The following is a 26,147-nucleotide window of genomic DNA, read 5'->3' as shown; positions in this document are numbered from 1 at the left end:
AATTTTTATAAATTGAAAAACTGGGAATCCGCACCCCGCACTATGGTTTCAGACGGCATTAAATAACCTACGCGTACACACCCCTCAAACATACAAAAATTAACATAACGTCGGTTTGTGTAATAAAAAAAATAAAGCTTGCTTATCTCCGCCATAACACCCATACTGCGTACTTGTTCGATGTACGAAGTTTCTGGTTCTTAGTTTTCTTTGCGTTTCTTTTGGTATTCTGTTTCAGTTTCCCCAAGCATTCCTTAGTCTTCAGTACCCTTAATTTTGCAGTTCGGCAGTTTTTAATATTTTGACTAAGGAAATTCTTATGAATACCCAACAATTCGGCGCAGTAAAATGGTTCAACGAGAGCAAAGGCTTCGGCTTCATTACCCCTGATGCAGGCGGTGCAGATCTGTTCGTACATTTTTCAGCCATTGAATCCGACGGCTTCCGTACCCTCCAGGAAAACCAACGCGTAAGCTATACTGCCGGCACAGGCGCCAAAGGCCCCCAAGCCTTGAACGTAAAGGCCGCATAATGAGTGCTGCCCAGCGCAGAGTCCGGATTTTCTATATGCTGCAAAAGCAAAAAGAAATTCCCGTAAGAGACTCGAAAAATTAATAAAAAGCCCGAAGCAAACGCTTCGGGCTTTTTTACACCCTAACTTTCTATTTAAGCTCCTTTTTCAACCGTGGGCCGGCTGCTACCGCTTTCCCAACGGTATAGAGGCATAAGACAGTTGTGGCTTAGTTCGGTCTGGTCATCACGCTTTCTGCCTGCCATGCACATTTTGAATCCGTTTCTGCACGATAATCGACCACACAAATAAAAAGTTTAATTGTAAAAGCAATACAATACTCACCATCTCAAGTACCTCTTGCAGTGTCCAACTACCTACCAATGGTCTGGAAAGCAGAATATGGTATTTATCCACCAAGTAGTAAATTCCATATAACCATAAAGCCCAGGTCAGCATCATCAGAAGCCAGCTTTTCAAGGTAATCTTCATACAAGGTTTACGCGCTTTATTAATCACCATTTGTTTGCATAAGATTTGATCCGCCATGTTTCTCTCCTATTATTAAAGCAAATATTTCCCCTTTTACCTGCTTACTGTATGCCCCTATCAGGGCTAACCCAAACCGCTAATGTGTTTTTATTGCGGAACACCGCTTTCGGAAAGCCGTGTACCAATGTGATACTGTTAATCAGCCAAAATGCATACGGATACCAAATGCAACTAAGGAAATAACGGCCTAATCCGCGCTCGTATCTGTTGTCGATCGCCATCGACACGGAAAACTGAATGACAAACAGCATCAAAGTAATCAGGCTGCTTACCTCCAGCAGATGTAGGTTGAAACTGCCACTGTATAGGCTCTGGTAAATACCCACCGCCATCAGGGCAAACAAGGAATAGGCCCAAATCAGGGTAACGAAATATTCCAAATAAAGCGGCCACAACCGGAAATTGCGTAACCGCCACACCCGGCTGAAATATTTCAAAATCACTTCGGCGCCGCCTTGCGCCCAGCGCAACCGTTGTTTGTAAAGGCCACGTAATGTTTCCGGCATCAATACCCAGCACAAGGCTCTGGGTTCGTAGGCAATGTTGTAGCCAGCGGTTTGGATTTTCCAACTGACATCAATATCGTCGGTTACCATATTGGTACTCCATCCGCCCACTTTTGCGACCACATCGCGGCGCAATCCGACAATGACTCCGGAAACGGTGAATAACGTACCCATGATGCTTTGAGAACGTTTGATCAGGCCTATAATCGAGCTGAACTCGGCCACTTGAAGCTTACCTAATACCGTACTGCGGTTACGTACGCGCGGATTACCGGTAACCGCACCCAGCATGGGGTTTTCCTCCAAGGTTTGTACGATATAATCGAGTGCGTAGTAATCGAGTACCGCATCACCATCTATGCCCACTATGTATTCGCCGCAAGCCTTCATCAAACCATGATTCATAGCTGCCGCCTTACCGGAATTTTCCTGGGTGAGCGCAACTACCTTGGGATTAATTTCGGCCCATCGACGGATAATCGATAGCGTTTCGTCTTTGCTGCCGTCGTTGATAAAAATCAGCTCGTAATTCGGATAGTTCAGCTTGAGTAAATGGGGAATCGAATGATCCAAATTGTCGGCCTCGTTAAAACACGGTATCAACACACTCACCATGGGCATTTCTTCTTGCCCGTATTCGAAAGCCGGCTCCGACACTTGGTTTTCGAAAAAAATGAAGTACAAGACTCCCGAGAGAGTCCAATAAACCGCCATTACGCCTGGGTAGAGCATGACGAAAATGCCCAACCATTCATACCATTGCAAACTCATAATTTATTTCGCCGCATATTCAGACCACCTCTGCCTGTACGACAGAAGCCGTCTGAAAGAAAAGTTTTATCGTTTTATAGAAAAGTAAGGATGCAATACCTGCCGGTTTGGTTGATTATTAATAAAATCATCCGGGTAATAGCCGATATTGCGTATGCCCTCTTCACGCAGCATTTTGATCCAGCCGACAAACTCTTTATCAGAGACGGGCTGTCCGGTACGCCAATTAACCGCTTGCAACTCAAAAATAGTTTTATCTTCGGGTACGCCTGTCCCACGCACTTTTTTCACCAGTTTGCCTAGCCACTGCTTCGCTTCTTTCTGGTTGATATGTTTCTCGTTTTCCATATAAGGCATAGCCATAATGGGCGTATAGTCGTAAGCGGCAACAAACTTCGGCAGGCTTTGTGCAAACCATTTTTCGGCTTCGGGATTCATTACCACGCCGGCGTAAATGTTGCGGGCGGTTTTGAGCATATCGCTACCGTTGAAGGTATATTTCAATACCGATTGTTTAAGTGCTTTCGAATATTCGATAAGGTCGTCGGTTTTCTGAGAAGCTTCTTTTAACGTTTTCGTTTGGCGGCCTTTCCTGTTTTCAAAATCTGTCAGGAAGCCGTCGTCATGAAAGAGAATTCCGTTAAAACGGCTATGGAATGCCAAATCCTGATAAATTTCAGCGACTTTTTTACGGTTTATTTCGCTATAGGGTGACAAGCGCAAATAGTGTTCGGTATCCGGCCGGCCGGTACGGTAATTGGATACATAGTCGTAGCCTTTACCCAAATCAAATGCCATCATCGGCATCCACGCATAAACCTCCACATTAGCCCGGGTCATCAGCTGCCAAGCTGCGCGGCTGAACAAATCAGCCTTCATTTTGATATGGCGGTTAGGAAAGTACACGGATTCGGCTACACCGTTACCGTCTTCATCTGCATAAGCCTGTAGGTAAACGGTACTGATGCCGTAATCGGCTATACGCTGTACCAACTTATCGAAATTACGCTCAACCTGCTTGGGGTCCGGATCGTATACATAGTCCAAATCCACATGCACTACCCGCTGTATTGAGGGCTTGAAAACTTTGCCTTCGAGATATGCTTGGATAAAGTCCAAGCGGCTTTCCTGATCAATAAGCTCCCGCCCCTGACGGCGTTGGTCGGCGGTGTTCAGATTTTTGTCTATCAACGTAAAGTTGCTGTCCAAACCTTCTTCACGGGCAATCCGCTCAGCTGTTTCGTTAAACTGCCCGTATGGCCAAACCAATACACGCGGCTTAACCCCCGTATGGCGGGCGATAGACTCTACCGAACGGCGGAAATCGCGACGCAGGCGATCGGCATATTCCTGTTCGGTTTCATAGCGGCCGTTACGGTAATTGCCTGGTTGGATAGCTGCAAACTGCGATCCGAACGGGTTACCTGTCAAGCTGTAATGCATATTGTCGGTATGCGAAGCAATTTCGACCAAACCGCTGTCATGCATTTCCTTAATCTGCTGCCAGCTCACAAATGCGCTGCGCGGTAGTTTTTGCCTACCGTAAGTAATCAGACTACCTTCCGGGCTATTCAACCAACTGGTTACAACGGCAAACACGGCAGGATATTGATAAGCTTTTAATAATGGGTAGACCAGCCTGTAAAAGCTTTCGTATCCATCATCAAAAGTAAGCAATACGGGGTTTTCCGGGAGACTGCCGCGGCCTTCGCGCGCATCGATAACCTGCTGCCAGCTCACCGGTGTATAACCGTTGGCTTTCAACCAGTTAAAATGCGACACCAGCTTTTGTACGGTAATGGTTTGCGGATAGTATTTACGCTGCAAATCACCTTCGCGCTGTTCATCGCCATATTCAATGCCCGGGCGCGTTTCATCCACAACATCGTGATAGCACAATGCCCCGTAACGCACCTCTCCCGCCTGCTTGGCGATTTGGCCGGAAGCTTGCGCAGAGATGTTGAGTAAGCCGAAAACAGCGGCAACTATAAGAGATCGGAATTTCATTTTTCAGACGGCCTTTTCAATCTATTCGAAACGGAAGTTAACGCCGATATTGCCGAAATTCTGATATTCGGCTTCACCGTCATAAACGGTTTTTTTACGGCCTGCTTCGTAAGACACCCCTAAGCGTTTGCCCAAACTCCAATCGTGGCCGAGTTTCACCATCCAGGTATTCTCAGCCAGCTCTCCCGCCTGCCAGTAACGGCCCGCACCTACGCCCAGGGTTTGGCTAAAGCGGATGTTGTTGTCCAGCGGCAAGGAATAAGTCAGGCCCAAATCACCGCTGAGCGTTTTACTGCTTTTCGGGTTGTAGTAGTAAGTGCCGGCAATTTCATCATTACGGCTGAAGTCCGCCCATAAAGAACCGCCTATGCGCCAACGGTTGTGTTGCCATATATCTTGCGATAACCATACATAGCCGCTACGGCGGCGGTTGCCATCGTCAAAAGCCAAAACCCCTAATCCAAAACCTGCACGGGTTACGCCGGAATGGGTATAGTTGGCCGATATGCCGTATTCGTTGGCATAAACGCCTTGCTCCCAGGCTTTAGTGGGCGTATTGGCACTATTAGTAGCCGCACGGGCATGAAATGACCAATTCTGGTTATGACGGTAACCCACTCCGGCCGAAACATAGGCTTTATCGTTCAATTGGGTGCCGCGCCCGCTTTCTATATTCACGGTAAACGGATAAAGGCTGAATTCTCCTCCCGCTCCTATTCTGCCGTAACGCAATTCATTACCGTGATTGGGAACAAAACCGCTTTGTTGGGTAATGTATGCGCGATGCCCGCCTTCGCTACGAGGTGAGTATAAAGTTGCGTTTTGCGACCACTCATTACCACTGTCACTTGGCGAAGTCGTTTTGTTAACGCCGCCTGAAATACTCAAACGTGCGGCACGCGCCTCATCGTAACGCTGCCAAAAACCTTTATAATCGGGATCGTTTCGGTCAATGCCGGCAGCCATTTCTTTCACGCCGGCCCAATTGCCGTTATTCATAAGGATCGAGCCGCGGTTGGTTTGCACCCACACCCGGCTATCCGGGGGTATCCAAGGCATAGCTTCAGCGAACCATTTCTCCGCCTCATCGTTACGGCCGTTCCATTGCGCCAATTCACCGCGCAATATCATGGCCCACGGATCCGCCGGATGCTCGGCAAGCCATCTATCCATCATGCGGATAGCAGCTTTCATATTGCCGTTCCAAGCTTCCAAACGTACCTGCCAGAAATATTGCTTGTCGAAATAAGGATTTTTTACCTCTGAAGTATGAGTAAAGTCGGGCACCATCTTTTTGCCGGAGGGGTTTAAACGTGTCAGCTCTTCTTGCGCCCGGCTGTACAACCCCAAATCAGCAGAAGTTTGTACTTGTTTTTCAACTATTTCAGTTGTAACTTGCCCTTCGGCTGCATCTTGCCGCGCTGCTATTTCCTGATAAATCCGTGCGGCACGGTGAGGGCTGCCCTCGGCAGACAATGCTTGGGCATAAGCATCGCGTACGAAATCGGGCTGCTCTCCCCAACGTTCCAGCTTCTGATAATCTTTTTGTGCCTGACGGTAACGTCCGATCATCACACCCGCTACTACACGATCCCGCAAGGCACGCAAATAAAGCTCGCTACCCGGCTCGCTTTGCTCAACCACCTCTCCCAAAGCCTGAAAAGCCTGCAACGAGTTTTGATGCGACATTGCTTCTCTAGATGCACGCAAATGACTGACCGACTCGGTGTAAGTCAGCCACATACGGTCTTTTTGATTAAAAAATTGCGGATAATCTGTCAGCAACTGCTCCAACATTGGATAAGCATGCAAACCTGTCGCAGTGCGATAAAGCTCCACCACAGTGTTTTTATCACCGGGAGACTGCTTCAGCCGGCTTTGCAAAACACCCATACGTTCTGCCAATGATTGTGTTTCTAACTTCAAATAATCTTCAGCCGCACCGATATCGCGATCGTTACCGAAGCGTTTGCGGTAAGCGGCGATATGATTTTGGGCGGCGGTATAATCACCTAGCTCGACAGAAGTCAGGGCTCCACCCAACCAGCCGATTTTCTGTTTCGGATCACGCTGCTGGAGTATTTGATATAACGACAAAGCCTTTTCAAACTGACGGCTGTCGCGTGCGGCCTTAGCCAAGTTTTCCAACTCGTCCGTACGGTAATCGGCAGGCGTACACGAAGGACAAACCGCCAAAGCATCCCCCTGGCGTCCCTGACGCAGTAAAAGTGCTGTCAAATCGGCACGCACGCGCGCATCACTGCTCTGCTCATAAAGGCGTTGCAAAGCGGAAACAGCTTCCGCCAATTGGGCTTCGCCCGTACGCGCATAAGCTGCCCAATGCTCGCGTTCACTTTGTATGTCGGCCGCTGCGGCAACAACAGGCATACCAAACCCGGCCAAAGCGAGTACCGTTTTCAAACGATACAAAAATGTACCCATGTTTATCTAACCAAATTGTTTTGTAAGAAATATTTTCAGACGGCCCGATAACGGGCATCTATACTCAAAATTATGAGGATTAGGCTTATTCGAACTGTAAAGCCCGTTTCCAACCTATCTTTACAAAGTGAGTGAACCGTAAAACCGACTCGGATATGACTACCGTAATGCCGTTGGGAAGCGGCAGATGTGTGTAACTGCAATATTTTTTTAGAATATTCCGTACATAAAACCGGGCAAATAATACCCACCTGGTTCCAAATAGGTTTCATATTAATAATTTCCTTAACACGCTTATGCAACAGATAACCAAACGGCAGAACAAAACGATAAGCGGATAGCATTAATTTATTTAAAAACAAAAATTAATAAAATAATTAATTTAGAAATAATTTAACTATTTGCAAAATTCATCCGCTACGCCTTCTGATTAATGGCCTACCGGAAAAAAATCTTTTAAAATACCGAAATGGCAAAATACAGCCTGATATCCGATAATCAGCAACGGTCGGAAGAAATTTGGCCGGCCGCCACAACTTCCGCATTACAGGAAAACACCAAAATGGAACTAACCCACTTTAACGAAAACAGCGAAGCCCACATGGTTGATGTGGGCGAAAAAAATATCACTACCCGCACTGCACGCGCCAGCGGCCGTATCCATATGAGCCATGAAGCAATTACCCACCTGACCCAAGGAAGTGCAAAAAAAGGCGATGTATTGGGTATTGCCCGTGTCGCCGCTATTCAAGGCTGCAAACAAACAGGCTTTCTGATCCCTTTATGCCATCCGGTCGCCCTCACCCATGTCCGCGTGGATTTCAACGTTGATGTCGAACTGTGCATGGTGAAAGCAACGGTTACCGCTAAAACCGATGGCAAAACAGGGGTAGAAATGGAAGCACTAACCGGCGTCAACATTGCCTTACTGACTATCTACGATATGCTCAAAGCCGTGGATAAAAACATGAGCTTTACCAATATCCATCTGGAAGAAAAAACAGGCGGCAAAAGCGGACACTTCCTCTTCGACAACAGCTACGAGAATATCTCATTCTAAATCCTCCCCGATATGGACGACCGCGACTTACTGCGCTACAGCCGCCACCTGCTACTGGACGAAATCGGCATTGAAGGCCAGCAAAAATTACTGGATGCCACTGTTTTAGTAGTGGGCTGCGGCGGCTTGGGAACAGCCGCCCTGCCTTATTTGGCTGCAGCCGGTGTCGGCCGTCTTATCATTGCCGATAACGACAACGTAGACGATACCAATCTGCAACGCCAAACAGCTTTTAGCGAATCGGATATCGGCAGCAATAAAGCGTTGGCTTTAAAGAGCCGTCTGAACGCCATGAACAGCCGTACCCGTATTACCGCACTATGCGAGCGCTTAGATGAGTCCCGTCTCGTCACACTGGCTGCAGAAGCCGACCTCGTACTCGACTGCTGCGACAACTTTACCACCCGCCAAGCCGTTAACCGCGCATGTATCCTTACCCGGACACCGCTAGTGTCGGGAGCTGCCGTACGCTTCGAAGGGCAAATCGCGGTTTACCGCCCCGACTTGCCCGACACGCCCTGCTACGCCTGCCTGTTCGACGGAGAGCACACCAATGACGGCGCTTGCGCGCTTTTCGGCGTTTTCTCGCCCTTGGTCGGCATTATCGGCACGACCCAGGCCGCCGAAGCCCTAAAACTGCTAATGGGCATAGGTCACGACAGTCATAGTGAGCTGCTTACTTATGATGTGCTTGCCAACGAATGGCAACGTTTCTCTTTCCAAAAAAATCCTGCCTGCCGTGTGTGTGGCCATACCTAGCCATCTGTTTCCAAACCTATAAACTATATTTCAGACGGCCTGTTCCACTCTGGCAGTTACTCTGAAGGTTATTGATTATGCGTGCCGTTATCCAAAAAGTTACCCAAGCCGAAGTTCATGTTATCGAATCCGATGCCCGCCAAAGCAAGGGTAAAATCTCAAACGGCTTTATGGTACTTCTTGGCGTCGCCCACGATGACAATGAAACCGATGCCCGCTATATTGCCGATAAAATCGTCGGCTTGCGGATTTTTGAAGATGAAAACGGCAAACTGAATTTATCGCTTAAAGAAACCGGCGGTTCAGTATTGCTGGTATCCCAATTTACACTTTATGCCGATGCGCGCAACGGACGCCGCCCTTCTTTTTCGGCAGCAGCCCGTCCTGAAACCGCCCTCCATTTATACGAGACGGTTGCCAGTATGTTACGCGGACACGGGCTAACAGTAGAAACCGGAAAATTTCAAACGCATATGCAGGTAGACCTGTGCAACGATGGCCCGGTTACACTGCTGCTTGATTCCAAAAAACTGTTCTAACTTTGCCGTTATTTAAGCCGTAAACAGCGTTAAACCTTTTTCAGACGGCTTTTCCCTACTTACAAAACAATAGTCCTATGCGCCAACCCATTTACCGTTTCAAATGATAAAAGGCCGTCTGAAAAACTTCAGACGGCCTTTTCAAATACATCAGGCGATAACCATAAAGTAAATGACCGGTATTAATCACAATTCTTTATTCTGTGGCCTGCTCCGCAACAAAACCGATTTTACCAACACCAGCCTCTCGCGCAGCATTCAAAGCCTTGGCGACAAAGTCATACGGTACTTTTTTATCGGCGGCAATAGCCAATACCGTATCTTTATCAACCGCATGCGCTTTTTTCAATTCGGCTTCCAATGCCTGTAAATCCTGCTTTTTATCCGATTCTGCCCCCAAATAATAGGCACCGTTTTCATCAATCGTTAAACGCAGCGGCTCCTTAGGCGGGTTCTCCTGCTCTGTATTTTTTGATATTTCCGGCAGTTGCAAAGGAATAGAATGCGTCAGCACCGGCATAGTTACCATAAACACAATTAACAGTACCAACATCACATCAACCAGTGGTGTCATATTGATATCGGCCATTGGCGAATCATCACCGGAATTCATCGAACCGAATGCCATGATTTAATCCTTATCATTTAACAATTGCACATGTAAATCATGGGCAAATACATCCATATCCTGCCACAAGGTTTTATTACCTCGGTTAAGGAAGTTGTATCCCAACACAGCCGGAATGGCCACAAACAACCCTGCCGCCGTTGCTACCAAAGCCTCGCCGATCGGCCCGGCTACCGCAGCAATACTCATCTGGCCGCTCTCACTGATATTAATCAAAGCATGGTAAATACCCCATACCGTTCCAAATAGCCCGACAAACGGCGCGGTAGCACCAATCGAAGCCAATGCGGTCAACCCGCCGTCGAAACGGCGCAAAATCCGGCTCATACAGTTACGGATATGGCGTACAAGATATTCATTTAAAGGAAGTGCGGCTGCCATATTTGCAAGTTGCCAACGATTGTAATTCCGATATGCCTCTACTGAGTCGGCAGTCAGCTCACTAATGGGAGCACCGGCATGATCACGCGCGCGTGCCAATGCCTCATCCAAACTACCTGCTTCCCAAATCAACTGCCGCACAGCCGCATTTTCCTTTTTAGCACGGTAAAGCTTAACTGCACGAATAATCAAAACACACCAGCTGACTATACTCATCAGCACCAAAATCAAAAACGTACCGATTAAAACAAAATCACCTGATGCAAATACCAATCCTAAATTCATTGTTTACTTCCATTACCATGTTAATTTTTTGCAGACCGCCAGTCATTTTCAGACGGCCTTCATACTTAACTTAAACCGATCCGTTTTACCTACTAGTAAATCAACAGCAGTAGAACACCAAACATAGACATATAGCACGGCCAAGCCTTAATCCAACTTAAAAGATACGGGTATCGTATAAAGCGTCCATCCGCGAGGCTGAAAACTACCTTTTTGCGCTGCACGGCGGGCGGCATTATCCAATATTCTAGATCTGCTGCTTTTCACAACCTTCACATCAGATACTTTACCATCAGGTGCAACCAAAACAGACAAAACAACCGTACCGTATTCACCGTTTTCCCTTGCCAGATCAGGATAAGGCGGAGTTGGAATCGAACCTTTTGCCTTTAATGGATTGGCAGCACTCGATCCTGCTCCCATACCTTCACCGCTTCCCGCTTTACTACCATTTCCCATACCATGCCCTTCGCCATCGGTACTCTTTCCACTACCGCTTTTATTACCAACAACAGCAGAACCTTCGACTATTGCGGAAGAAACAGTATTTGCTTCTTGCCGCGCCGTTACGGACTCAGCCGAAGTTTCTTTGGCAACCTGCCGATGCGTCTGCTTGGCCGTTATTTTTTCAACTGCCTTCGGCTGCTTGGTTGGAGAAATATCTGTTGCCGGTTTATCCGTTATTACAGCTTTCACTTGCGGTTTAGGCTGCGGGGAATGTACTGCGGCAGCCTTACTTTTCTTCACTATACTTTTTTCAACCGGCTTGTTTGTTTGAATACTCGACCCTTTATCTTTGTGTATCGCACCTCCTCCCACAGGTACTCCAAGGCCGCCGAGATCGACAAACTGAATACTGTGCCCCGTAGCTATACGGACAGGGCTGTGCTGACGCCATAGCAACATTGCCAAAACAGCATGTATCAACATAACTGCCCCAACAATATAAATATTAAAAACAACTTCATTTCTCATAATAAAAATATATTAATGCAAATTGTTTCTATTTGCAATTAATTTATAAAAAAACTGAAAAATACTGACAGCCTGCTCTTACTCACACTAAATTTCAGACAAAATATCTTGATCTGCTGATGACACATACCTATACCGTATTCAAGTTTTAAAAATATTCCCCACCCTATCAGAAATATTTTGTATTTCACCAATAAGACTAATGCCTGCGCATATAAAACTTTCAGCTGAAATTCTGTTTCGTACGATTAACCAAAGCCTATCTGCCGTGCGTAAAACGACACAACAACCAATCAAGATCACAAAAAAGGCCGTCTGAAAATTCAGACAGCCTTTTTTGTTTGGAAAGTAAAAATACCAATTGTTTTACAAACTGCTACTGCCCGTATTCCTCCCACAAATCATTTTGTAAGCTCACCGCAACATCCCCTTCAGCGAAAGGTGCACGGATATATGAGCCGTCCGGCTGCATCAACCATGCTTGCTGATTATCCTCCAACGCCAAAGTCAAACCTTCACGGATTACCCGTGCTTTCAACTCTGGAGCTTCTATGGGGGTACAGGTTTCGATACGGCGGTAGAAATTGCGGCCCATCCAATCGGCACTAGAGATATAAGTGTTTTCCGCCCCACCGTTATAAAAATAGAATACGCGGGAATGCTCAAGCTGGCGGCCGATAATCGAGCGTACACGGATATTTTCCGATAATCCTTCTACGCCCGGACGCAATGCGCACATACCGCGTACAATCAAATCAATTTGCACCCCTGCCGCACTGGCCGCATACAGTGCTTCGATAATATTCGGTTCAATCAGTGAGTTCATCTTAGCAATAACTCGCGCCGGCAAACCGTTTTTAGCATTTGCAGCTTCCTGTTCGATTCTCTCCAACAGCATTTTATGTAAAGTAAACGGGCTTTGATACAGTTTGTGCAAACGGTTGGGCTGGCCGAGTCCGGTAATTTCCATAAACAACGTATTCACATCGGCAGTAATATCTTCATCAGCGGTAATCAAACCGAAATCAGTATAAATCCGCGATGTACCCTGATGGTAATTACCCGTGCCGAGGTGAGCGTAACGTTTCAATACACCGTCTTCCCGCCGCACCACCAAAGCCATTTTTGCATGGACTTTATAACCGAATACGCCGTACACCACATGAGCACCCGCATTTTCAAGCTGCTGCGCCCAATTCACATTATTGGCTTCGTCAAAACGCGCCATCAATTCCACCACAACGGTAACCTGTTTGCCTGCCAAAGCGGCAGTCATCAAAGCTTGCGCCAATTCGGAATTGGTACCTGTGCGGTAAATCGTCATTTTCAAGGCGACTACATCGGGATCACGGGCAGCATCTCGGATAAACTGCACCACAGGTTCAAACGACTGATAGGGATGATGAAACAGAATATCGCCACGGGCGGCGGCATCAATAACCGAATCGCCTTTACGTAAACGCTTCGGCACGCTGCCACGTCGGGGGCTGAATTTCAAATCCGGCCGGTTCACCATATCCGGAACCGACATCAACCTTACCAAGTTGACCGGGCCTTTCACTTGATAAAGCTCGGCCTGAGTAAGTTTGAAATGACTGAGTAGGAATTCGTAAATATGGGCCGGGCAGGTTTCAGCGACTTCAAGCCGCACGCCATCGCCGTATTGGCGGTCGTGCAACTCGCTTTGAATGGCGGTACGAAGGTTTTTCAAATCCTCTTCGTCAACCGTCAAATCACTGTCGCGTGTCAGGCGGAACTGGTGGCAGCCCTTAACCGTCATGCCGGGGAACAGGCGGTAAACATATTCATGAAGAATAGAAGACAAAAATACAAAGCCGTTATCGCCGTTACAGATTTCTTCGGGCAGCTGCAAAACGCGCGGAAGAATCCGCGGCGCCTGCACAATCGCCATACCCGAGGCACGCCCGAAAGCATCTTTACCGTCTAATTCAACGGCAAAATTCAGCGATTTGTTGAGCGGGCGGGGAAAAGGATGTGACGGATCCAAGCCGATAGGGGTAAGAATCGGCAACAGTTCGCGGTTGAAATAATCTTCGATCCAAGCGCGCTGTTCTGGCGTCCAATTGCGGCGGCGGTAAAAGTGAATGCCTTCGCGGCTTAATGCCGGCTGTAATTCTTCGTTAAATAAAGCGTATTGCTCGCTGATGATAGCGTGCGCTTCGGCCGATACCGCAGCAATGGTTTCAGACGGCGTTTTACCGTTGGCCAAACGCATGGCGGGATTGAGCTTGTGCTGCCGCTTGAGCCATGCCATCCGCACTTCGAAAAACTCGTCCAAATTAGAGGATACGATACATAAAAAACGCAAACGTTCGAGCAGGGGTACCCGCGCATCTTGAGCTTGTGCCAATACGCGGCGGTTAAAGGCCAACAAACTGAGTTCGCGGCACAACAGACGGCTGTTTTCAGACATATCCATCTCCTAAAGATTTTCGATTAAGCTTTCCAGTATAACTGGTTTTGATTAAAGATTCATAAAAGCGGCAGGCGGTTGCTTCCCTTATCCCGCCGGCTTGATCAGTTTCGCTGCAAACAAGCAAAATATTATTATTTTTCTAATGTTTGCCCGAACGCCAAATCGACCAAATAATCCAAAGACTGTTGGTAAATGCCAGCAAATAACCTACAAAACCGATAAATTTCGAACCGGTATCGATACTCATCACAATAGAAGAGCCGATAATCAATGCCGCCGTCACTATACCCATAGTCAGGCGGTTGGTGGCCTTATCAATTTGATGCATTATTTGCTCGGAGCGTTTCAACTCGATGCTCACGCCCAACTGTCCTTTTTGTATGCGACGGCTCAAGCGCAATAGGTTTTGCGGCAATTCGTCTGCCGCCTGCCATAAAGTTTGCAGGTGCATTTTGCTTTTACGCGCCATGTGTTCGGGCGAAACACGCTCTTTAAACACTTCAGCTACAATCGGTTTGGCCTGTTCAAGCAGCTCTGCACTGCCGTCCAAACGCTTCACTACGCCCTCAAGGGTAATCAGCGTTTTAAACAGCATTACCAAATCTCCGGGCAGAGTCAGTCCGTGTTGGCGCATAATTTGGGTAATGTCGTTAATCACTTGGCTGATACGCAAATCGCGCATCGGGGTATGCTCGTAGTTTAGCAGCATTTCCAGAACGTCCGCCCCCAACAGGTTCTCATCGGGCAGCTCACCTTCAGCCCAATTACTCAGCACATACTGCATGGTGAACTGGTCACGACGGGTCAATGCCGTAATCAAATCGATAATCTCACGCCGGCGCGTACTGCTCAAATGGCCGACCAAACCGAAATCAATCAAGGTGATACGCCCGTTAGGACTGACAAAAATATTACCCGGATGCGGATCAGCATGGAAAAAACCCTGTTTCAAAATCATGGTAAACAGCGTATCGGTAATGCCGTTGGCGAGTTTGCGGCGCATACCATCTGATAGACTTTCAGACGGCATGCTTTTGAGCAAGGTATCGCCGATATACTCTTGAACCAAAATATGTCGGTTGGAATACTCCTGATAAACCTTGGGAATATGAATAAAGGGATGCCCTGTAAAAGTGGTTTCAAACCGCTGCATATAGCGCAGCTCTACCGACAAATCAGTCTCTTTGGCCAAACTACGGGCAAAATACTGAACCATCTGTACAGGTTGGTAGCGGCGCGTTTCCGGTATTTCCGATTCGATAAGGCCGGCCAAATGAGTTAAAATACGCAAGTCGGCCTGAATAGTGCGCTCGATATCGGGGCGTTTCAGCTTTACGGCTACCGTTTCACCATTTAACAATTCGGCACGGTGTACTTGAGCAATCGAAGCGCTCCCTATCGGATGGGCCTCGATATGGCGGAATACTTCGCCAACCGGACGCTCTAAATAGCTTTCCACCAAGACGCGGATATCATCACTATTGATAGGGGCAACATTGCTTTGCAGCTGCTCGAACTCTTCGATCCACTCGGCATCAAAAATGTCTACCCGGGTAGAGAGTACCTGACCGAGTTTGACAAATGTCGGCCCCAGCTCTTCAAAAGCCAAACGGAAACGGCGCGGCGTACTCATATAACGGCTTTCGGGTGCAGCCTCGCCTTCTCCATCCAAGGCTTTATGGGAAAGTTTGATGCGCTGCACAAACTCACCCAAGCCGCGTTTGGAGAGTATGGTGATAATTTCACGCATACGCGCAAAATCTCGCATAGCAAGTAATGTTGGAATCATCATGGTTTTTGCTGTATTGTTGCGCCTAATAATATAAAAACCTAAGCATAACACAAAGCAGACCGCCAAACGGCGCAACGGGAAAATCTGCCGTCTGTTGAAATATACAATATCGGTATGGCTTTCATATCAAAACCTTAGCCTACAATACCGTATATTTCAAAATACCCGAAACCTGCCGTCTGAATTTTCAGATGCCGGCTCCTGCCAGCCGGAAAATTACGGAATACTGATGCATGAATTTTTGGAAATATTTTTTGGCCACTCTCTCAACCGTGGTTTGTCTGCTGATATCGGGCATACCGTCTGCCCATGCCGATGACTTGGAAAATCTGATTAACCGCCAAATGGCCGCCTCCACCGATACCCAAAGTAGCAACCGCAGCGATGCCGACCAGCTGATCAGCAGCGCCATGGGGTTATTAGGCGTAGCCTACCGTTACGGCGGCACCTCGGCCAGTACGGGTTTTGACTGTAGCGGTTTTATGCAGCACATTTTCCGCCGCAGTATGCAAATCAACCTGCCCCGCACCTCCGCCGAACAGGCACGCATGGGCGTAGCCGTAAGCCGTAGCGATTTACAGCCGGGCGATATGGTTTTTTTCAGCACGGTAGGCGGGCGTATCTCACATGTAGGACTTTATATCGGCAACAACCGCTTTATCCACGCCCCGCGAACGGGCAAAAGTATCGAAATCACCAGCATGAGCAACAAATACTGGAATGCCCGCTATGTGACGGCCCGACGCGTGAAGAAAAACGACCCTTCCCGTTTTTTGCAATAAGGAGTGAATATGAATATGCCCGAAATGCCGAAATGGTATGACGATAACGGCCAAATCGTTTCATGCACCGAAAAAATCAAAGTCATGCAGGAAAATATGAGTGAACTCTACCAAACCGCACAAGATGCGTTTGAAGATGCGCTCCTAATGGGCTGTAATGAATCCCAATTGCGCAATTACCTCTGCCGGCTGATTGAAAATCTCGAAAACCCTTACAAATAAATTATTTAGAACCCCAGTATCTTTTAATAATAACGGAACCTTTTGACAGTGTTCCGTTTTTTATGGCCGTCTGAATATAAAACGTCTTTTCAGACGGCCCCTTAGCCGTTATCATTTACATAGTTTAACCTTACGGCACGATACATTATTCTTTACCATTTCAATAAGGATCATATACGGTATGCCGACACACAGCTACAGGCTCCCAGCACATCGAACAAGGATAAAAACATGATTCGGGCTCTCAGTATTATTTTCGGGTTTCTGGCACTCGGAGAAGCCTTCATTCACTTTAGCGGCCTTCCCTTGCCCGGCAGCATCATCGGTATGGGGCTTTTATTTGCTGCCTTGCAGGCCGGATGGGTTAAGGCTTCATGGCTGCAACAAATCGTAGATGTGCTGATGGGTAATCTGGCGCTGTTTCTGGTTCCGCCCTGTGTTGCGGTGATGAGTTATCTGGATGTGGTCGGGCGGGATTTCGTATCTATTTTTACCGCTACGATCATCAGCACTTTTTTGGTGCTGTTCGTTACCGGCAAAGTGCATGAATTGGCACGGAGGTATTGGTAATGGAAATGCTCGCCCATCCCGCCACCCTGCTTTTTGTAACCGTAACCGTTTACTGGATAACCAATATCATCCGCGCCCGCACCGGCAGCTTTCTATTTAACCCGGTGGTATTGAGCTCAACCGTGATGATTCTTTATCTGCTGGCTTTCAAAATCGACTACGCTACCTATCACGAAGCCGCCCAAATGATCGATTTTTGGCTGAAACCGGCTGTGGTTTCGCTGGCTGTTCCACTCTACATCAACTGGAAAAAAATCCGCAGCCAATGGTTGCCGATTATTATTTCCCAAACAGCCGGCAGTGTAACCGGTATCGTAACCGGGGTTTATATTGCCAAATGGATGGGCGCCGAACGGGAAGTCGTACTCTCTTTGGCTGCCAAATCCGTAACCAACCCGATCGCCATCGAGATCACCCGAACCATAGGCGGTATTCCTGCCATTACTGCCGCCACAGTGATTTTAGCGGGTATGATGGGGCAAATGATCGGTTACCGCCTATTGCGTGCCAGTACCATCCGCACACCGACATCACAGGGTATGTCTATCGGCGCGGCCTCACATGCTATGGGCATCGCCGCCTCTCTTGAACGCAGCCGGAAATTTGCAGCCTATGCCAGTTTGGGATTAATTTTTAACGGCGTACTGACGGCAGCTCTAGTACCGATTTTAATTCCGTTAATGGGCGTATAAATCATTTTCCAAATGATGTATTAATTAAATAATCAGGCCGTCTGAATTTTCAGACGGCCTGATTATTTAAAAATACTGATGCCTTAAGAATATACAAATGACTGCTTCAAAGTATTCGTCAAAACTGTACGGGAAGGCTGAAATATCTTGCCTATTCGCAAACAGAACTGGTTATTTACCACTCTACTGATAATAAGCTGATTCTGATACTCTCTACCGATTTACTGGGTTTAACCTGTTATCACTATCCACCGGTAACCACACAATCATCTGCCAGCCCCCTGCATCGACTACGGGAAAAGCCAAACGAATAAAACGCTTGCTGCCTTTTGGTGTATGAAATACATACTCCAAACTCGGTTTGTACCGGCGTTTGGCAACAAAATGTCGGTAGATTTTTTCAAACATCGGGCTTTGAGCGCGGCGTTCAGCTACAAAAGCGGCGACCTGTTCATCATTTTGAAACTGTTCGGTAGTACCTAAAAAATGCCCTACCCACAGCGAAGTACATTTTTCCCAATTTTGGATAAACAGGCGGCTGTGCGGATCAAGCAGCAGATAGTCAATAAAATTAGTGTATTGCACCTGTTTCCCCAACCAATGGGTAAACAAACGGGCGGCACTTTTATTCCAACACACCCGCTCCCACAAAGAATCGACTACATACGCCGGATGTTCCAAACCATCGAGCATTTTTTGCAAATACGGCACCAACTGTCGCTCTGGCACGTCTTGCCAGCTTTCAGGTTGCCAACCGGCTTGCCGTAACAAAACTTCCTGCTCTTGTTTTTCAAAACACAACGTTTGCAATACCCGCCGCAAAGCAGCCGTATCGGTTGCCTTGAAGGTGCCTTGCTCCAAACGCGACAGCCAACGGGTTGTTACGCCGCTCAATACGGCTACCTCCTGTTGGCTCAAACCTTTCCTACGCCCTCCTACCTGGGGTAGGCCAACATCACCCGGTTGTAATACCAACCTCTTTTGCTTTAAGGTTTCTCCAAGTTGCTTTAATAAATCCGACATCTATTTTCCTTCTTGTATGTATGTGCAGATCTCTAAAAGCCACCTTCATCCGTATCAATATAATCAGCTTTAACCTAGAGCTATGACGCAGCCCCCGAACACTGATTTCACGCCCGCCATCAATACAAAATACGGATTAAGCGCGACTTTACTTTATTAATATTTTATCTTTATATTTAAAGCACCCCATTCATCACAGGGTAAAGTGGAACCATTCGAGAAATATTGTTATCCGCCCAAATAAAACATAGTTTTAGCCAAAACTACAATGGCAATCATATGTAGTAAAACGGCTATATGAATATATTTGGACCAAGCTGCCGTCAGCGTACCCCGCCGCATCTTAACCACAGCTATCATAAAATGTATCAATACGCTAAAGGCCAACAGGATTTTCAAAGCCAGCTGAACGGCAAAAGCACTTCCGAACGGAGACGACAATACCGCTGCATAACGGTGCGCCATCGCCAAACCCGAAATAAAAAGTAGCCCGACTACCCACGGCATCACGCGCGTCGCCCGATACGATAAAGCTCTGTCAACCTCGCGCCGTGCTTCACGCCCAACTTTGTCGGTATGCAGCACCGACAAAACCAAAGCTTCGAAAAAAACACCGCCTACAAAAATAACGGCGCAAAATAAATGCACAATGTGGGCAACGGCATAGGCAGACATAGCGACTCTCTAACAAATGAAGTGGAACTTTAGCATAGGTTTAACCGTCTTTACGCAATTGAATATACGTATTCCGACCAATTTATGCCATACTGCCAAAGCATCGGCAAGCTTATACCGATTTAATTTTATTTAACCCGTCCTTATTCCAATAGGAGCACAAATGAAAAATATCGTAACCAAAACTTTAGCTCTGGTAGCCGTGGCCGCTTCTTTGAGCGCTTGCCAAAATATGTCGACCACCCAACGTAATGCCGCCACCGGTGCGGTCATTGGCGGTGTGGCAGGCAACCTGATCGGTGGTGATACCGGCTCTACTTTGGGCGGTGCTGCATTGGGCGGCGTTATCGGTAGCCAAGTTCGCTAAACCGAAAGAGTTTGCTACAAACCATAGGGTACTATCATACCCTATGGTTTTTTTATTTGCCTAAACTGAAAAGGCCGTCTGAAAACCGATACGCAACCAGTTCGTACTGCACACAAAGTTACAAAATACTGCCTGAAAAATTCGGGCTGCATCCCTATTATCTTTTTCAGACGGCTTGGATATGCCCTTCCATCCAGTCTGCCAAACGCCGGCAGCCATCCTCAATCGCTGCGGCCAACAGTTCGGCTTTGCTTTCCTGCTCTTGCTCATAACACAGCACAAATTCCCAACCATGATCTGTTATGGTGTAGTTGACCCCGAAACCGGAGCGGCTGGTTGGTGCAAATGCAAAACGGCAAACCGTTTGGTTACCGCCGATGGTCGAGGTAGAGAAAAAATCTTCGGTAATGGTTTGATAAGCTTTACCTTCAAAAATTTCAGGCCGCATACCGCGTTTGACTGCCATCAGTTTCAAACCTAACAAATGGCGGTTGATCCCATGCCCGGTTTTACAGGCTTTAATGCGGGCTTTATGTTCGGCCAAGGCCGTCTGAAACAAATCGGCAGAAGCTTCGTTGTGATGCAGTGCGGCAACAAAAGCAACTGAAGCCTCAGATACGGGGCGCACGCATTCGGTACGGCCGCTTTGGAAATGGCTCACGTCTACCGCTTCATAAGTATTACGAACCTGCCCGAATACAGCCAATTGCGCATATTGAAGCACAAATTGCATCAACGCATCCGTGCTGATGCCTTTGCGCGGATAGGGTATTTTAGCCGGTTCGATAATACGGCAACCGTAGGTAGAGGCCACCTTTGCATATGCCTGTTGCCATTGTGGCCAAAGCTCGGCCAAATCACCCGGCAACTGCCATGATTGCGGCTGCAGATCGATTTCAGACGGCATCTTTCCTTCCGTATGCTGCAAATAGCCTTGGGCATGCTGCAAAATACCGATAATTGCCCCGCCATCGGGCCAAGTATGTTCGCAATGTAGAACTAAACCACCGTCGCTACGGTTGTGCCACAGGGTAATCGGCTTATAACACCATACCGACTGCTGTGCCTGAAAAGTAGCTGCCGCAAGATTTTGTTCGGCATCGCTATTACCCGTATCATTCAGGCTTACATGAAATAAATCCTGCCCGATATCGTCAAGCAACCGTGCATTATCAGGATTCTCCGCCAAACGGTTGCAAACCGCTGCCATCTGTTTGCTGCCTAAAAAAGACGGAACCGCCACCGGATAAGGATTGGCCGTCTGAAAACTTTCCAATCTTTGCAACGCGGCTTTGAAATAATCGGGATGGTATGCCTCGCCTTCTTCATCCAAAACAGGCAGACGGAAGTAAAAACCGTTTTTCAAAATACCTATGGTACGGCTGTCTTCGGCAAAATGGTATTCGTCGCATTCGGCGCACGCTGTGCGCATGCTACCTTGCAATACTTTCCATTGCACCATACATACGGGTTCGCCCGAAAAACTTTTCGGCACTGTGATTCTTCCATGCCTCCAATCGGCACAAACTGCGCTCAATGCATACACCCATTGAGCCAGAGATGCCCCTTTACGGTTTAATTCGAAACCGACATTACTCGCCAGAGGCAAAGCACGGCGTTCGCTCAAATAAGCCTCCAGCCATGCTTCAATCAACCAATTACCGTGCGACAGAGTGGAAGCAAACTGCTGCAAATCTGTTTGCAAGAGCCTTCCTTCTCTCTCAACAAAATCAGCAATCTGCTGCTGCGTTTGCTCAAAAGTTTGCTCATCCAAAAGTGGTTTTACCCACTCTTGATAACGTGCCAAAGTATCTTTTAATTCGGGAATCGGCAGCTTCGGTGTCATATTCGGGTATCCTGTATCAATCATATTAGACTGGGGGGGGGGTTTAGCCGTCATTTTCATCATCTGTCAGCGCAAGCTTCACCACATATGCCAAAAACAACAAGGTCAACGTAATCAAAACCGTTTCAATGATGTTTTCACTCAGCGGCTGTTCCAAATAAAAAGGATTTTTTCCCATTATGCGCCTCCTTGTTTGGCGGCGGTATCACGGCGCAACTGCCGCCACAAGGCCGCCATCCACAAATAAAATACGAAAACAAACGGAAAACCTGCAAACGAACCGACAGCCTTGATACCGTCTATCTTGCCAGTAAATACCACCGCATAACTGATCATACCCATGAACACACACCAAACGATAGCGCGACGCTTATTTTCACTGCGCCCGTCGGTGCTGGTCATTACGCCGAGAGAAATAGCCGCGCTCACGACCGTCGTAATCACGAAACCCAAAAACAGCACTACTGTTAAAGGCTTCGTGGCAAAAGCAGCAGGCAACATATTCAACAGATGATAAAACGTACCTTCATAGTCGCCCTTATTGGCGATTTCAGCCAACACCCCGCTGCCCTCAACCGTATCGAGCAGACTGAATCCCGAAAACGTGCAAAACCACACCAAAATAAAACCCGAGGGCACCAAAACCGATGCCAACACAAACTCCCGCAAAGTACGCCCTTTGGAAATCTGCGCTAAAAATACACCGACAAAAGGCGCCCATGTCACCCACCAAACCCAATACGCCATCGGATACCATACTATCCAATCCCGCGGCTGAAAAAGATAAAGCTCAAAAGAATGGCCGATAGTTTGCGTAATAATGTGCCCCACCGTTACCGTGATTACACTGACAAAATAATGTGTCGGGCCGGTTAAAAACACAAACACCAGCAGCAATACGGAAAGCGCTACCGTCGTATCACCCAATACCTTCATTCCCTTACGGATAGGCAATACCGTAGCAAACAGGCAAATTGCAATCATCACGGTCAGCAACACAGTTTTTTCTAAAATCGAAGCCGCTCCCCGTCCGGTAATGATACTGATACCCGAAGCAATCTGACTGACCGCCATCGCAATAGACGACGACACGGAAAAAGCAATCGAAACCACAGCCGCCCCGGCAATCAGTTTACCTAAAGGTGCCGCCCATTTCTTACGCTTGAACGCAAACTCAATAGGTGCGGCAGGCGAACATTCGGTTTTGTGCTGATATAGGAAATAAGCCATTACCAAGCCTGCCAGCATATATAGAGACCAAGCCGGGATACCCCATACATGTAGTGCCAAGCCCATGGCATTACCTACTTTCTGATATTCCGGCAATCCCGCTGCCTGCTCTCCGATAGGCGATTGAAAATAGTGCCACAATGCTTCAATCGGCCCGAAAAACACAATACCCACCCCGATACCGGCCGTAAACAGCATATTCATCCACGAAATAAAAGAGTATTCGGGTTTAGCATCCTGTCCACCCAAACGGATGTTGCCGAATTTTCCCGGCAGTGCTACAGCTAAGCCAAAGCCAAAAGCCAGCAGAGGTAGCCACATAATCAGCCAATCGAACTTCTGATAAAAAAAATTGCTGACGGCAACAATCGTACCGGTCAGCAAAGTAGGCTTCCAAAGGGCGGTGACTGCCATCAACCCGACAATCAGCGAAGTATAAAGAAAATAATTCGGCCTTAGGCTTGTATCTTGTTTGATTGGTGTTTTCATCAACCACCTCCGATTAAGCATATGGTATTAACTTATTTTAACGCAAATCGGCCATACTCAGACTTATAGATTTTAAATAGAAATCTACATTTCTATTAATTTAATTTTAAAGATTATTTTCAGCAAGCCAACCTACCCTTGCAGGATTTATATCACCCTACAAGCCAAACCAATTCACATATGCTATGCATAGCACTGCTTATACCGGTTTAAAACAAAATGCCGTCTGAAATATTTTCAGACGGCATATGAATCACTCAAAATAAACAAAACCGGGGCTAATTTTTTGCAGGTTCTATGCTTTCCCGTAGTGCACAACCTTGGTAATACTTACCACCAAAATCCAATACGGCCTTGAATTCATATTTCTGGCCCGACTGCGGGTCTTCACAAATCTCCCTGCTGATATTCAAATTTATATTTTCGCCATTATATTTACCGCTGAATTGAACGCCACGCGCATCAACGGAATGCCTAACTTCGAACTCCCCGTTAACTACTCCGCCTTCTGCCAGCATCTGTAACAAATTCGTACCATCCTCTTTAGGTTGCACAAAAAAATGCCACTGATTGGGCGTAGTGCCGAAAACAGTAAAGGCACTTAAAGAGTAGTTCTCAAGTGCATCTTGTCCAGAAGATGCGGCAACGGTTTCCGAAGCAGAAACCTGAGATGCCGCCACTTCCGAGTTCATCGTCTTAACTGTGACACTGCTTGCAGCCGTTTCAGTATTTTGCTGTGCTGGCTCTTGTTGGTGACAGGCAACTAACAAGAGCGATGAAGCAAGCAAACAAAGTATCGAAGATTTTTTTATCATCACACGGTTCCCATTATTGCCCATCCGCCACACGATACGGAGGAGGGCAAAAATTACATAAGGTCTAAAGACGATTACATTATGCCGTTACCAATTTAATCTTCGTTTTCTATTACAGGGCTGATGCGCACACGTTCAATCCGCTGGCCAGCTTTCTCAACCACTTCAAAACGCCAACCGTGAAATACGACCGACTCGCCTTCTTCAGGAATATTCTGTAACTCTTCCATCATCAGGCCGGCAACTGTGTGGTAATCAGCGTCATCATCATGCGGCGGCAGATTAATTTGACGCGCCAGTTCGACATATTCCAAACTACCGTCAACCACAAAACTTTGCGCTTCACTTTCGGCTTCAATCATCGGTGCATCTCCGCGCTCATATTCTTCAGGAAATTCACCGGCAATCGCCTCCAGCAGATCCTTCATCGTAACCATACCAAGTACCGCACCGAATTCATCCACCACCAATGCATAATCAGCACTGCTTTTACGGAAGAGTTCGATGGCATTTAGCGCGGTCGTGCTATCAGGCAAAATCAGCGGTTGACGCAAGGCCGTCTGAATATTCAATTCACCGCTTTCATTATCCAGCAGCTGTGTGAGTAAATCTTTTTTATTGATGTAGCCCAAAGGCTCGTCTACCCCGGCCTTGCCTACAACCAACAGGCGGCTGTAAGGGGTGTTTTGCAGCTGGGCGTATTGCTCTTCTTTACTTTGTGAAATATCCAAGCGTTCGATATCTCGACGGGGAATCATCACCCCTAAAATCGGGCGTTCGGCCAAAGTCAGCACGCTGTGGATCATCGACTTTTCATTTTCTTCAAAATGTGTGTCGTCTTCGTGATTATCGCCCGCCTTAGCCAAAACAGCCTCGCGGATACCCATCATACCTAATACATTTTCTGCCGTACGTTGACGCCATGAGCTGCCGATATAGTCGTTACGCTTACTGTTTTTCAATGATACTTGGTTAAATATTTCAATAAGAATCGAGAATCCGATAGCTGCATACAGATAGCCTTTAGGAATGTGCATATGAAAAGCCTCGGCAATCAGGCTGAAACCGATCATCAGCAAGAAGCCCAAGCACAGCATCACTACCGTAGGATGGCGGTCTACAAACTCGGTAAGCGGTTTGCTCGCCCAAATCATCACCCCCATTGCCACCACTACCGCAGCCATCGCCACAATGATGTGCTCGACCATCGCTACGGCAGTGATGACGGAATCAATTGAGAAGACGGCATCCAGTACCAAAATTTGCATCACCACCGCCATAAAAGGCGAGTGTTTTTTATTATTATCTGCAATATGGAATTGGTTATGTCCTTCCAAACGCTCGTGTAATTCGGTTGTCGCCTTATAAAGTAAAAACAAGCCGCCGAAAAGCATAATCAAATCTTTACCCGCCACGGCGAAATCACCGATGTGAAACCACGGATGGGTGAGCGTCATAATTTTGGCCATAAATGCCAACATCACAATACGCATCACAACGGCCAACGAAAGGCCAACCACCCGCGCCCGGTCACGATAGGCAGGCTTCACTTTATTCGCCAAAATCGCAACGAAAACCAGGTTGTCGATACCGAGCACCACCTCCAAAACCAGCAAAGTAGCAAAACCTATCCAAGTAGTCGGTTCGGCAAGCCAACTAAAATCCATTATCCGATATCCTTACAATTAAGTTTCAGGCGGCCTTATCCAATGCGGCACGCCAAACACAATAAAAGGCAGGCTGCTTCAGCAGCCTGCCTGATTCTGATACATACACCGCACCATGCAAATA

The 26,147-nt window shown here is 47.3% G+C and carries 25 protein-coding genes; 9 read left to right on the top strand and 16 right to left on the bottom strand.

Features of this window, described 5'->3' with window-relative positions; genetic code table 11:
* Positions 1 to 319: 319 nt before the first annotated feature.
* Entirely contained in the window at positions 320 to 532 is a 213-nt protein-coding gene (locus LVJ86_RS01325; protein WP_047759976.1) for a cold-shock protein, read from the top strand.
* A 225-nt stretch (positions 533 to 757) separates the two neighbouring features.
* Here LVJ86_RS01325 and LVJ86_RS01320 read toward each other — a convergent pair whose 3' ends face one another.
* The 4 genes from LVJ86_RS01320 to pgaA form a co-directional block, all read right to left on the bottom strand.
* Positions 758 to 1,060 carry a hypothetical protein gene (locus tag LVJ86_RS01320; RefSeq protein ID WP_047759977.1) on the bottom strand — a complete coding sequence of 101 codons (303 nt, stop codon included), beginning with the start codon at positions 1,058 to 1,060 and terminating at the stop codon, positions 758 to 760.
* 44 nt (positions 1,061 to 1,104) lie between these two features.
* Positions 1,105 to 2,340 (bottom strand): poly-beta-1,6-N-acetyl-D-glucosamine synthase, encoded by a 1,236-nt coding sequence (gene pgaC / locus LVJ86_RS01315; RefSeq protein ID WP_047759978.1) that lies wholly within the window; start codon positions 2,338 to 2,340, stop codon positions 1,105 to 1,107.
* Between the two features lie 66 nt (positions 2,341 to 2,406).
* The gene (gene pgaB, locus LVJ86_RS01310) at positions 2,407 to 4,347 is read right to left on the bottom strand and encodes a poly-beta-1,6-N-acetyl-D-glucosamine N-deacetylase PgaB (protein WP_047759979.1); all 1,941 of its coding nucleotides are present in this window, start codon (positions 4,345 to 4,347) and stop codon (positions 2,407 to 2,409) included.
* A 21-nt stretch (positions 4,348 to 4,368) separates the two neighbouring features.
* Entirely contained in the window at positions 4,369 to 6,789 is a 2,421-nt protein-coding gene (gene pgaA, locus LVJ86_RS01305; protein WP_047759980.1) for a poly-beta-1,6 N-acetyl-D-glucosamine export porin PgaA, read from the bottom strand.
* 562 nt (positions 6,790 to 7,351) lie between these two features.
* Here pgaA and moaC point away from each other — a divergent pair.
* The 3 genes from moaC (at position 7,352) to dtd (ending at position 9,147) form a co-directional block, all read left to right on the top strand.
* Positions 7,352 to 7,849: a cyclic pyranopterin monophosphate synthase MoaC gene (gene moaC, locus LVJ86_RS01300; protein WP_047760060.1), complete on the top strand. Its 498-nt coding sequence runs from the start codon at positions 7,352 to 7,354 to the stop codon at positions 7,847 to 7,849.
* Positions 7,850 to 7,861: 12 nt separating this feature from the next.
* Positions 7,862 to 8,608 (top strand): HesA/MoeB/ThiF family protein, encoded by a 747-nt coding sequence (locus LVJ86_RS01295; RefSeq protein ID WP_047759981.1) that lies wholly within the window; start codon positions 7,862 to 7,864, stop codon positions 8,606 to 8,608.
* Between the two features lie 77 nt (positions 8,609 to 8,685).
* The gene (gene dtd, locus LVJ86_RS01290; RefSeq protein WP_047759982.1) at positions 8,686 to 9,147 is read left to right on the top strand and encodes a D-aminoacyl-tRNA deacylase; all 462 of its coding nucleotides are present in this window, start codon (positions 8,686 to 8,688) and stop codon (positions 9,145 to 9,147) included.
* A 196-nt stretch (positions 9,148 to 9,343) separates the two neighbouring features.
* Here the strand turns inward: dtd and LVJ86_RS01285 are convergent, their stop codons facing one another.
* The 5 genes from LVJ86_RS01285 to LVJ86_RS01265 form a co-directional block, all read right to left on the bottom strand.
* Positions 9,344 to 9,775, bottom strand: coding sequence for an ExbD/TolR family protein (locus LVJ86_RS01285; RefSeq protein ID WP_047759983.1), 432 nt, complete (start codon positions 9,773 to 9,775; stop codon positions 9,344 to 9,346).
* Between the two features lie 3 nt (positions 9,776 to 9,778).
* Positions 9,779 to 10,441, bottom strand: a complete 663-nt coding sequence (locus LVJ86_RS01280) for a MotA/TolQ/ExbB proton channel family protein (protein WP_047759984.1) — start codon at positions 10,439 to 10,441, stop codon at positions 9,779 to 9,781.
* Positions 10,442 to 10,588: 147 nt separating this feature from the next.
* Positions 10,589 to 11,371 carry an energy transducer TonB gene (locus LVJ86_RS01275; protein ID WP_161796035.1) on the bottom strand — a complete coding sequence of 261 codons (783 nt, stop codon included), beginning with the start codon at positions 11,369 to 11,371 and terminating at the stop codon, positions 10,589 to 10,591.
* A 421-nt stretch (positions 11,372 to 11,792) separates the two neighbouring features.
* Positions 11,793 to 13,850: a polyphosphate kinase 1 gene (gene ppk1, locus LVJ86_RS01270; protein WP_047759986.1), complete on the bottom strand. Its 2,058-nt coding sequence runs from the start codon at positions 13,848 to 13,850 to the stop codon at positions 11,793 to 11,795.
* Positions 13,851 to 13,992: 142 nt separating this feature from the next.
* Positions 13,993 to 15,645 carry an ABC1 kinase family protein gene (locus LVJ86_RS01265; protein WP_047760061.1) on the bottom strand — a complete coding sequence of 551 codons (1,653 nt, stop codon included), beginning with the start codon at positions 15,643 to 15,645 and terminating at the stop codon, positions 13,993 to 13,995.
* A 233-nt stretch (positions 15,646 to 15,878) separates the two neighbouring features.
* Here LVJ86_RS01265 and LVJ86_RS01260 point away from each other — a divergent pair, with 233 nt between their 5' ends.
* The 4 genes from LVJ86_RS01260 (at position 15,879) to LVJ86_RS01245 (ending at position 17,911) form a co-directional block, all read left to right on the top strand.
* On the top strand, positions 15,879 to 16,427 hold the full coding sequence (locus LVJ86_RS01260) for a C40 family peptidase (protein ID WP_047759987.1): 549 nt from the start codon (positions 15,879 to 15,881) through the stop codon (positions 16,425 to 16,427).
* A gap of 9 nt (positions 16,428 to 16,436) precedes the next feature.
* Positions 16,437 to 16,649 carry a hypothetical protein gene (locus LVJ86_RS01255; protein ID WP_047759988.1) on the top strand — a complete coding sequence of 71 codons (213 nt, stop codon included), beginning with the start codon at positions 16,437 to 16,439 and terminating at the stop codon, positions 16,647 to 16,649.
* A gap of 231 nt (positions 16,650 to 16,880) precedes the next feature.
* Positions 16,881 to 17,219: a CidA/LrgA family protein gene (locus LVJ86_RS01250; protein WP_047759989.1), complete on the top strand. Its 339-nt coding sequence runs from the start codon at positions 16,881 to 16,883 to the stop codon at positions 17,217 to 17,219.
* Positions 17,219 to 17,911 (top strand): LrgB family protein, encoded by a 693-nt coding sequence (locus LVJ86_RS01245; RefSeq protein WP_047759990.1) that lies wholly within the window; start codon positions 17,219 to 17,221, stop codon positions 17,909 to 17,911. Before LVJ86_RS01250 ends, LVJ86_RS01245 begins: the two co-directional genes overlap by 1 nt.
* A 213-nt stretch (positions 17,912 to 18,124) precedes the next feature.
* Here the strand turns inward: LVJ86_RS01245 and LVJ86_RS01240 are convergent, their stop codons facing one another.
* Positions 18,125 to 18,934 (bottom strand): helix-turn-helix domain-containing protein, encoded by an 810-nt coding sequence (locus tag LVJ86_RS01240; protein ID WP_053008278.1) that lies wholly within the window; start codon positions 18,932 to 18,934, stop codon positions 18,125 to 18,127.
* A gap of 228 nt (positions 18,935 to 19,162) precedes the next feature.
* Positions 19,163 to 19,609, bottom strand: coding sequence for a CopD family copper resistance protein (locus LVJ86_RS01235; RefSeq protein WP_047759991.1), 447 nt, complete (start codon positions 19,607 to 19,609; stop codon positions 19,163 to 19,165).
* 163 nt (positions 19,610 to 19,772) lie between these two features.
* Between LVJ86_RS01235 and LVJ86_RS01230 the strand changes: the two genes are divergently transcribed.
* On the top strand, positions 19,773 to 19,976 hold the full coding sequence (locus LVJ86_RS01230) for a glycine zipper 2TM domain-containing protein (protein WP_047759992.1): 204 nt from the start codon (positions 19,773 to 19,775) through the stop codon (positions 19,974 to 19,976).
* Positions 19,977 to 20,142: 166 nt separating this feature from the next.
* Here the strand turns inward: LVJ86_RS01230 and LVJ86_RS01225 are convergent, their stop codons facing one another.
* The 5 genes from LVJ86_RS01225 to LVJ86_RS01210 all read right to left on the bottom strand — a co-directional run bounded on the left by LVJ86_RS01225 (position 20,143) and on the right by LVJ86_RS01210 (position 26,023).
* Positions 20,143 to 21,822, bottom strand: coding sequence for a choline/carnitine O-acyltransferase (locus LVJ86_RS01225; RefSeq protein WP_053008279.1), 1,680 nt, complete (start codon positions 21,820 to 21,822; stop codon positions 20,143 to 20,145).
* A gap of 43 nt (positions 21,823 to 21,865) precedes the next feature.
* Positions 21,866 to 22,000 carry a hypothetical protein gene (locus tag LVJ86_RS11030; protein ID WP_268776806.1) on the bottom strand — a complete coding sequence of 45 codons (135 nt, stop codon included), beginning with the start codon at positions 21,998 to 22,000 and terminating at the stop codon, positions 21,866 to 21,868.
* On the bottom strand, positions 22,000 to 23,541 hold the full coding sequence (locus tag LVJ86_RS01220) for a BCCT family transporter (protein WP_047759994.1): 1,542 nt from the start codon (positions 23,539 to 23,541) through the stop codon (positions 22,000 to 22,002). Before LVJ86_RS01220 ends, LVJ86_RS11030 begins: the two co-directional genes overlap by 1 nt.
* A gap of 278 nt (positions 23,542 to 23,819) precedes the next feature.
* Complete coding sequence (locus tag LVJ86_RS01215) at positions 23,820 to 24,356, bottom strand: hypothetical protein (RefSeq protein ID WP_152667020.1); 537 nt, start codon at positions 24,354 to 24,356, stop codon at positions 23,820 to 23,822.
* A 95-nt stretch (positions 24,357 to 24,451) separates the two neighbouring features.
* The gene (locus LVJ86_RS01210) at positions 24,452 to 26,023 is read right to left on the bottom strand and encodes a TerC family protein (protein ID WP_047759996.1); all 1,572 of its coding nucleotides are present in this window, start codon (positions 26,021 to 26,023) and stop codon (positions 24,452 to 24,454) included.
* Between the last annotated feature and the right edge of the window lie 124 nt (positions 26,024 to 26,147).

The organism is Neisseria arctica (genome assembly GCF_022870905.1).
GTDB classification, from domain to species: Bacteria; Pseudomonadota; Gammaproteobacteria; order Burkholderiales; family Neisseriaceae; genus Neisseria; species Neisseria arctica.
The sequence above is the reverse complement of the archived record's forward strand: the minus strand, read 5'-3'. Positions and strand labels throughout refer to the sequence as shown.